Source organism: Trichothermofontia sp. (assembly GCF_053493415.1).
Genome location: NZ_JBRCAD010000108.1, coordinates 1 through 6,635 on the forward strand (window position 1 = coordinate 1; position 6,635 = coordinate 6,635).

Below are 6,635 nucleotides of genomic sequence, written 5' to 3' on the forward strand. Positions count from 1 at the left end.
CCCCCACCCGCCGCTCGCCCAGCCCCTTGGCAACGCTTGCCCTGGCAACTGCTGTTTACTGGCCTGATGTTTGGGTTTATGTATATCCCCATCCTCGTGCTGGGCATTTACAGCTTCAATGAATCGCGCTTTACGGCCACCTGGACCGGGTTTACTCTGGATTGGTACCGCCGCCTGTTTAATGATGCCCGCATTCTGAATGCCCTGGGGACGAGCCTGGTGGTGGCCTGTGTGGCAGTCGCGATCGCGGCCATCATTGGCACCCTGATGGCGGTGGGGTTGGCCCGGTATCGCTTTCCGGGCAAGGGCGTGTATTTGGGGATCACCTACCTTCCCCTGATCGTGCCGGATATTACGATCGCCGTGTCTACCCTCGTCTTCCTAGCGGTGATTAGCCTGCCCCTAAGCCTAGGGACAATTATCAGCGCCCATATTGTGTTTTGCCTCGCCTATATTGGCATTGTGATTTCCACGCGCCTGACTGGCCTCGATCCGCACCTAGAGGAAGCCGCCCAGGACTTAGGGGCAACGCCCCTACAATCCTTCCTGCGGGTATTGTTACCCCAACTAACCCCCGCGATCGTGTCCGGTTGCTTACTAGCCTTTGTGTTGAGCATGGATGATTTTTTGATTGCCAGTTTCACGGCGGGGGGCGGAGCGGTTACGCTCCCGATGGAAATTTTTAGCCGCATTCGGACGGGGGTAAAACCCGATATCAATGCCTTAAGCGTGTTGTTAATTTTGGCCTCTGGATTGATTGCCTTTCTGGCTGAGTATATTCGTTTCCGTAGTGAACAAAAAGGTCTCAGCTAAGGTCAGTTTGCGGCCCCTCTCCCCTCGCTCTGGGGGAGACCCGTTGAATCCGCAGCTTAAATCAGCATTAGATGGTGAAGCATCCACCCAAACCCTAATCCAGCCTGGGCTGTCGCGGCCAAAATTAGACCGGATTGTAGGCAGGTAAAACGGCCAGTGAGTAAATCCAAGCGAGCCAGAGCCATTGCCGAAAATAGCAGTAGGCCCACCAGCAGAAAATGCACCCAGGCCAGCAGCACCGCCACCATAAATGCGCCCACAAAGACGGAAATAAACGAGAGGAATTCGGACTGAAACCAACGCAGGAGGGGCGATCGCCAATAGGAGAGGGGCAGACTGAGCAGGACAGAACCAGCCAGCCCCAGGACGATCGCCAGGAGCCACCACAGCCAGTGGGAGTGTCCAAAATCAGCGATCGACCAGCCCAAGACACTATAGGCCAACCCCAGGAAGCCGAGGGAGGCGGAGGGCAGCTTGCGCTCGGTGCTGGCAGCAGGGGGGGGGCGATCGCGGCTCATGGGACTCAGGGTTGGCGACAAATCCCAAACACAGACGTATAGCCATGCAGGAAGGTGCTGCCTCCAATGGGACCAATCTCACCATTGCAGAAGAAGCCACTGAGGGGAATATCACCGAGGTAGCGCCGGAAGAGTTGCGAGTCAAAATTGGGCTGTTGATAGAGACCCTCGCCGCGTCCAAGACAGGCAAACATTAGGGCACCAACGGGTTTACCTTGCCCCTCGTGGGTGCGCTGATAGCGTTGCAACAGCACTTCCAGATCCTCCGCTGAAGTGTGGGCATCCCGCAGGTGGAACTGAATGCGTTGCCCAGGCCGCACCCGATCGCCGATCGCGATCGCCCCCACACGGGGATCAACCCCCAAGAGATTCCGAATCAGAAAATCCCCATGCTCCAGGGTCGCTTGAAATTCATTCCGGGCGACCCCAATAAAGAGGGAATGCTGGGCCAATTGGCGATCGGCCTCATCCAAATCCTGAACAACGGCTTGCAGGGCCGTGAGGGGGGGCTGTCCAGGCGCTAGGGCATCCTCCCCCGTTGCCGCCAAGCTTTGGAGTTCCAGCAGGATATTGCGCTGCCCCTCGGTCACCCGGTACAGGTTCCCAACCGGACGACATCCCTGGGCCACGATCGTATCCACCTGGATATGACCACTCAGGGCCACCCCAACGGTCCCTTCCGCATACAACTGACGATCGCAAAACAGACCACTCCCCTCCGCCATCAGGCCCCCACCACTGGCCAAGCCCCCCAGCTTCACCGACTGGGGATAGGCGAAGTCCAACCCTTGCAGCAAGTCCGTCATCCGCGAGGAACCCGGATCGGCCAGCAGGATAAATTGGGGACGATCGTTGGGGTCAACGCCGGTCAAATTCACCCAAGCATGGGGGGGACTGTCTAAATCTGGGAGATCCGCAGCCTCAATATGAAAAGTGTCCACCTTGACGCCAGGTAAATGGGCCAGGGTGAGGGCCAGAGCAGGAGCCGCTTCCACTTCCTGTGTGCCACCCGTAGCGGCGCGACCGATGATCCCACCGCCACCACAGCCGATCAGGGCTGGGAGATCCAGATATTCCTGCAACAGGGGCAGGACCCGTGGGAACTCACTGGTGAAGGCAGCCGAAATGAACAGGAGACCCAAGTCGGGACTGGCTCCCGCCAAGTCCTGCTTCGCCCGCGTCACCACTTCCGCGATCGCGGCCTCTAGGGAGGGACGCGTCGATAAAGCACTAGACCAAAGCATGGTTGTCGAAGCAGAAGCGACCATAGATCTTCCCGATATCGTCGTTATTCATGTGGGGATGAGGTACCAGGGGAATCCTAGCTAGGCGTCAAATCTCAGGCGGCACACCTACACTTATAGGATAGAGGATCGATTAGGATCGAGAACAGAGGATCGATAGGATGGAGAAGAGAGATCAAGGTTTTTTCTTGGGATTCGCGGCTTCTGGAGATGACGACTCCGGCGGCGGGGGCTCCGTTGGGCTAGTCTCGCTCGACTGCCACCAAGCCACAATCAAGCCACTGCATACCCCACTCAAAAGGCTTAACACCAAACTGAGGCGCAGGGGTAACCCCAGCACTAAATAGGCAACCAAGAGAACTAACCAGACCTTCCAACCCGTGTTAATCCCCTGGGTAATGGCTGAGGCTTCCTTCCCCCCCCCTGGCGCCATCGGGTCATCCCTCGTGAAAGACTCATGCACGATTTATTTTAAGACCAGCAACGCTAGCCTAAACTGGCTTGAGCGTTACGTTAACCCAAGGTGGGGAAATTATCCGCCGATTAGCGTTAAAGGATAAACAATGACAAGCAAAAGCATCGGCATCGCAGCGATCGCGACACTGGTATTGACGGTGGTCCCGGTGCTGGCCCAGGAGTTCAGCCACAACGATGGAACAACCCAGATACTGATCTGGCGAGATGGCATACAGTCATCCCAAGGTCCTATCTGGAAGTTGACCGTCGTTGAGTTCCTGCCGCAATTGATGCCTGGATTCGACTTCACTGATAACCAGCCCTATGACGCGACGTTGCGGCATATGCACCTGGACTGCAAAACGGGTGCAACAGAAACCATCATCATCACCTTCCTCGCGGATACGGAACGCGAGGCGTTAACAACCTTCTTGAACGGTACAAAACGGGGGACGCTGACGGGTGCCCGAATGCTGGCATCCATGCTAGGTGGCAGAGCCATAGCCCCCGACTCGGAGCACGGACAGCAGCTGAAGAAGTTTTTTTGTCGGTGATAAAGACTGAAAATACCAACCTCACAGGCTGGCAGCTAGGGCGGTTGCTTGGGCGATCGCCGCATCCTTCTTCGCCGACACCACCTCCGGGGGAGCTAGGGTGGGGTCAACAAAAATTGAGTGAATCTCGGTAAAGCCGATAAACCCTAGCCAGAGCTTGACATAGGCCGCCTGCAAATCCATCGCTTCACCGGGTGTGCCACTGGGATATTCGCCACCCCGCGCATAGACCACCACCACGGGTTTGCCCGTGACTAAGCCCTGATACCCGGTTTCGGGAGAAAAGCTAAAGGTGAGGCCCGGTTGGGTGATCACATCAATGTAGTGCTTGAGGGGATAGGGAATACTGAAATTCCACATGGGAATGCTGAAGAGATACTTGTCTGCTGCCTTGAAGCGATCGGCCACCGCCGCCACTGCATTCCAAGCCGCCGCCTGTTCCGGGGTATGGGCAGACCCACTCAGGACCGCATACTTGGCGTTCAGGGTTTCCCCGTCAAAGGGCGGTAGGTCAGTCGCCCACAGGTCTAGGGTTTCAATCGTGTCATCGGGATGAGTGGCTTTGTACTGTTCCAGAAAAGCGTGGGCCACTGCGATCGAATGGGAACGTTCCTTCCGAGGTGAACACTCCAGGTAAAGTAACTTAGCCATGTCTACATCTCCGGTAAGGGGCGATCGTTACGGTCATTTTGACTATTGCCACTCGACAGAATAGCCAAGCAAAAGGGGACACCAAAACCGCCCCCTCAACACAAATTTATGACAAAGTTTATTGCAAAATGTTACAAAACCACACTTGCGATTAATTATCTAAATCCCACAGCGGCTTGCCATACAAAGGCTAGAAGCAAAAAGAACAGGGGAATTAGGGGCAGAACATCGACTAGGGGATCAAAGACTTGATAGGCTTCAGGTAACTTTGCCAGTAGCAGTGCTGCTTCCATGAATTGATATACCTCGCTTTGGTCAGGGATTTCAGGATTGTCTTGCATCTTAACATGGGAGCGTCTGCCCCACTAAGCGCGTTTTTGTTTGAGGGCTTTTTTGACCAGTTCGGGTACTTGGGCGGGGGATTGGGCCACGGGAATTTTGGCCCGCTTAAAGGCAGCAACTTTGCGAGCCGGGGTGCCAAAATCAACGGCACTTTCCGCCGTAAGGCTGAAGGGCATGATCCGGTGTTGGGGGGGGAGGAGCGCCTGACTGGGTAAGGGCAATGTTGGCAAGGACTGACCCGCAATATAGGCAATCACGGGGGTATCGATCGCTTCGGCAATGTAGTCTGCGGCCATCTCTTCTTGATCGGTGCCCAGTTCACCGACTAACACAATGACTTCAGTTTGATCGTCCTCATCCAGGATTTGCAGCCATTGGGAAAAGGAGGAGCCAACCAGTGGATTCCCCCCAATGCCAAGGGCGATCGACTGCCCCAACCCCGCCTGGGTGAGTTCCTGGGCCACGGCATAGGTGAGGGTGCCGCTCCGGCTCAGCAGCCCCACCGGACCGGGGCGGTAAAAGGCCGGGGGATGGGTACCCAGCAAAACCTGACCGGGCACAATCAATCCCGGTGAATTAGGCCCCACAATTAGGGTCTCCAGGGCCTCCGCCCGCCGCAGTAGCCGCACCATATCCATCGGCGGGACCCCCTGGCTGAGGATGATGATTTGGCGAATGCCCACCGCCAGGGCTTCTAGCGCTGCATCTAGGACTTGGTAGGGGGGGGTGAGGATCACGGTGGTATCGACGCTGCCATTCACCGCGATCGCCTGTTCCACCAGATCAAAAATGGGAATACCGTCCCACTCGCTGCGTTCCCCCGCCGGACTGATCCCAGCCACCACATGGGTGCCGTAGGCCTTCATCTGGGGCGCATAGATCTGGCCGAGGGGTTCAAGGATACCCTGAATGATGACTGGACTCTGGGGGTTAAATTTCATAAGGTGAGTGATTTTTTGCTGGCCTTCGCCGGTTTGGGCGTTCTGTTCGCTTTTTCAGCTCGATGGGTTTTGGCCAGGTGGATAGCCTGGGCAATCGCCTCGGTTAGGGTGTCGTAGCAAAAGATCGGTACCTTCGCCGTGTCGCCTTCTAGGGTGGCCAGGGCCGCCAGGGTGGCCGCCTGGCTTGGTCCTAGTAGCCGGATCACGAGCGCAGGCAGCCCGTGCGCACGGGGGAGCCGCTCCTGACGTTTTAGATAGGTCGCGATCGTGTCGATGAGGGCTGTGCCGTCGAGGGTACCACTGACTAGGTGAATCAGAATTACCCGCAGTTGAGGCTCTTGGCTCAGTAACGCTAGGGCTTCGGCCAATTGGCGCTGCATCCCTACCGTGGGCAGGTGTGCATCTTCGCCAGCCGCCGCTAGAGGAGCCGCCCCCCAATCCGCTTGGGCATCCCCGCCTAAATTCAGACAGCTTCCCGCCTTGCCTTTAGCCTGGTACAGCAGGTCTAGGGTAGCCAGGGTAAGGCCCGTGCCATTGCAGATGAGGCCGATCGCGCCCCCCAGTTCCAAGCGGATCGCTGGCTCCAAACCCGGGGGCAAGGAACGTGCGGGGGCCAAGCGGGCGGTCAGGGTGGTCAGGTGGGGGTGGCGATTGAGGGCCGTATCATTAACCGTCACCTTGCCATCCAGGGCCATGACATCGCCGTTGACACTCACCCCCAGGGGATTGATTTCGACTAAATCCAAATCCTCCTGGAGAAATAACTTATACATTTTCTGCACAACCGTGCTAACCGACGCGATCAGCTTGCCCTTGAGACCCATTTTGATCGCTAAGCGTCGTGCATAGAAGGGCGAAAAGTCTTGATCCACGATCACGCGCTGGACCTGACTAAAGGTCGCCTCGGCGTTCATCCCCCCTTCCTGGGACCCCAGGAGAACGGGTCGCCGCAGGCTAGTATCAAGGACCACGGCCAAATAGAATTCGCGATCGGCATCATATTTCGCTTCGGCGAGGATGATATCGGGGTAGTCCCCCATAATGGGCAAATTAAAGATCGTTTGGGCCGCCGCGATCGCGTCGATTGTATTTTCCGCAAATCGGATGCCCCCCGCC

At 56.9% G+C, this 6,635-nt stretch carries 9 protein-coding genes; 2 read left to right on the forward strand and 7 right to left on the reverse strand.

Annotated elements, in window-relative coordinates; genetic code table 11:
* The first annotated feature begins 36 nt into the window (after nt 1-36).
* Nucleotides 37-813: an ABC transporter permease gene (locus ACWIUF_RS09295; RefSeq protein WP_448572087.1), complete on the forward strand. Its 777-nt coding sequence runs from the start codon at nt 37-39 to the stop codon at nt 811-813.
* Nucleotides 814-869: 56 nt separating this feature from the next.
* On the opposite strand, the gene ACWIUF_RS09300 is transcribed toward ACWIUF_RS09295, so the two are convergent.
* The 3 genes from ACWIUF_RS09300 to ACWIUF_RS09310 form a co-directional block, all read right to left on the reverse strand.
* The gene (locus ACWIUF_RS09300) at nt 870-1,352 is read right to left on the reverse strand and encodes a hypothetical protein (protein ID WP_448572079.1); all 483 of its coding nucleotides are present in this window, start codon (nt 1,350-1,352) and stop codon (nt 870-872) included.
* A complete protein-coding gene (locus ACWIUF_RS09305) occupies nt 1,337-2,575 on the reverse strand; it encodes an FIST signal transduction protein (protein WP_448572080.1) in 1,239 nt (412 codons plus the stop codon). Before ACWIUF_RS09305 ends, ACWIUF_RS09300 begins: the two co-directional genes overlap by 16 nt.
* A gap of 175 nt (nt 2,576-2,750) precedes the next feature.
* Entirely contained in the window at nt 2,751-3,008 is a 258-nt protein-coding gene (locus ACWIUF_RS09310; protein ID WP_448572081.1) for a hypothetical protein, read from the reverse strand.
* A gap of 130 nt (nt 3,009-3,138) precedes the next feature.
* Between ACWIUF_RS09310 and ACWIUF_RS09315 the strand changes: the two genes are divergently transcribed.
* Entirely contained in the window at nt 3,139-3,585 is a 447-nt protein-coding gene (locus tag ACWIUF_RS09315; protein WP_448572082.1) for a hypothetical protein, read from the forward strand.
* A 21-nt stretch (nt 3,586-3,606) separates the two neighbouring features.
* Here the strand turns inward: ACWIUF_RS09315 and ACWIUF_RS09320 are convergent, their stop codons facing one another.
* The 4 genes from ACWIUF_RS09320 to ACWIUF_RS09335 form a co-directional block, all read right to left on the reverse strand.
* Entirely contained in the window at nt 3,607-4,236 is a 630-nt protein-coding gene (locus ACWIUF_RS09320) for an FMN-dependent NADH-azoreductase (RefSeq protein ID WP_448572084.1), read from the reverse strand.
* Nucleotides 4,237-4,391: 155 nt separating this feature from the next.
* Complete coding sequence (locus ACWIUF_RS09325) at nt 4,392-4,529, reverse strand: photosystem II reaction center protein K (protein WP_448562641.1); 138 nt, start codon at nt 4,527-4,529, stop codon at nt 4,392-4,394.
* A gap of 72 nt (nt 4,530-4,601) precedes the next feature.
* Complete coding sequence (locus tag ACWIUF_RS09330; protein ID WP_448572085.1) at nt 4,602-5,519, reverse strand: succinate--CoA ligase subunit alpha; 918 nt, start codon at nt 5,517-5,519, stop codon at nt 4,602-4,604.
* Nucleotides 5,516-6,635: ATP-grasp domain-containing protein (locus tag ACWIUF_RS09335; protein WP_448572086.1), on the reverse strand; the 1,120-nt coding region annotated here is incomplete at its 5' end. The genes ACWIUF_RS09330 and ACWIUF_RS09335, both read right to left, overlap by 4 nt.

Coding starts and splice junctions, on each gene's coding strand:
- ACWIUF_RS09310 (WP_448572081.1), bottom strand. CDS start 3,008: ATGGCGCCAGGGGGGGGGAAGGAAGCCTCAGCCATTACCCAGGGGATT.
- ACWIUF_RS09320 (WP_448572084.1), bottom strand. CDS start 4,236: ATGGCTAAGTTACTTTACCTGGAGTGTTCACCTCGGAAGGAACGTTCC.
- ACWIUF_RS09330 (WP_448572085.1), bottom strand. CDS start 5,519: ATGAAATTTAACCCCCAGAGTCCAGTCATCATTCAGGGTATCCTTGAA.
- ACWIUF_RS09305 (WP_448572080.1), bottom strand. CDS start 2,575: ATGCTTTGGTCTAGTGCTTTATCGACGCGTCCCTCCCTAGAGGCCGCG.
- ACWIUF_RS09325 (WP_448562641.1), bottom strand. CDS start 4,529: ATGGAAGCAGCACTGCTACTGGCAAAGTTACCTGAAGCCTATCAAGTC.
- ACWIUF_RS09315 (WP_448572082.1), top strand. CDS start 3,139: ATGACAAGCAAAAGCATCGGCATCGCAGCGATCGCGACACTGGTATTG.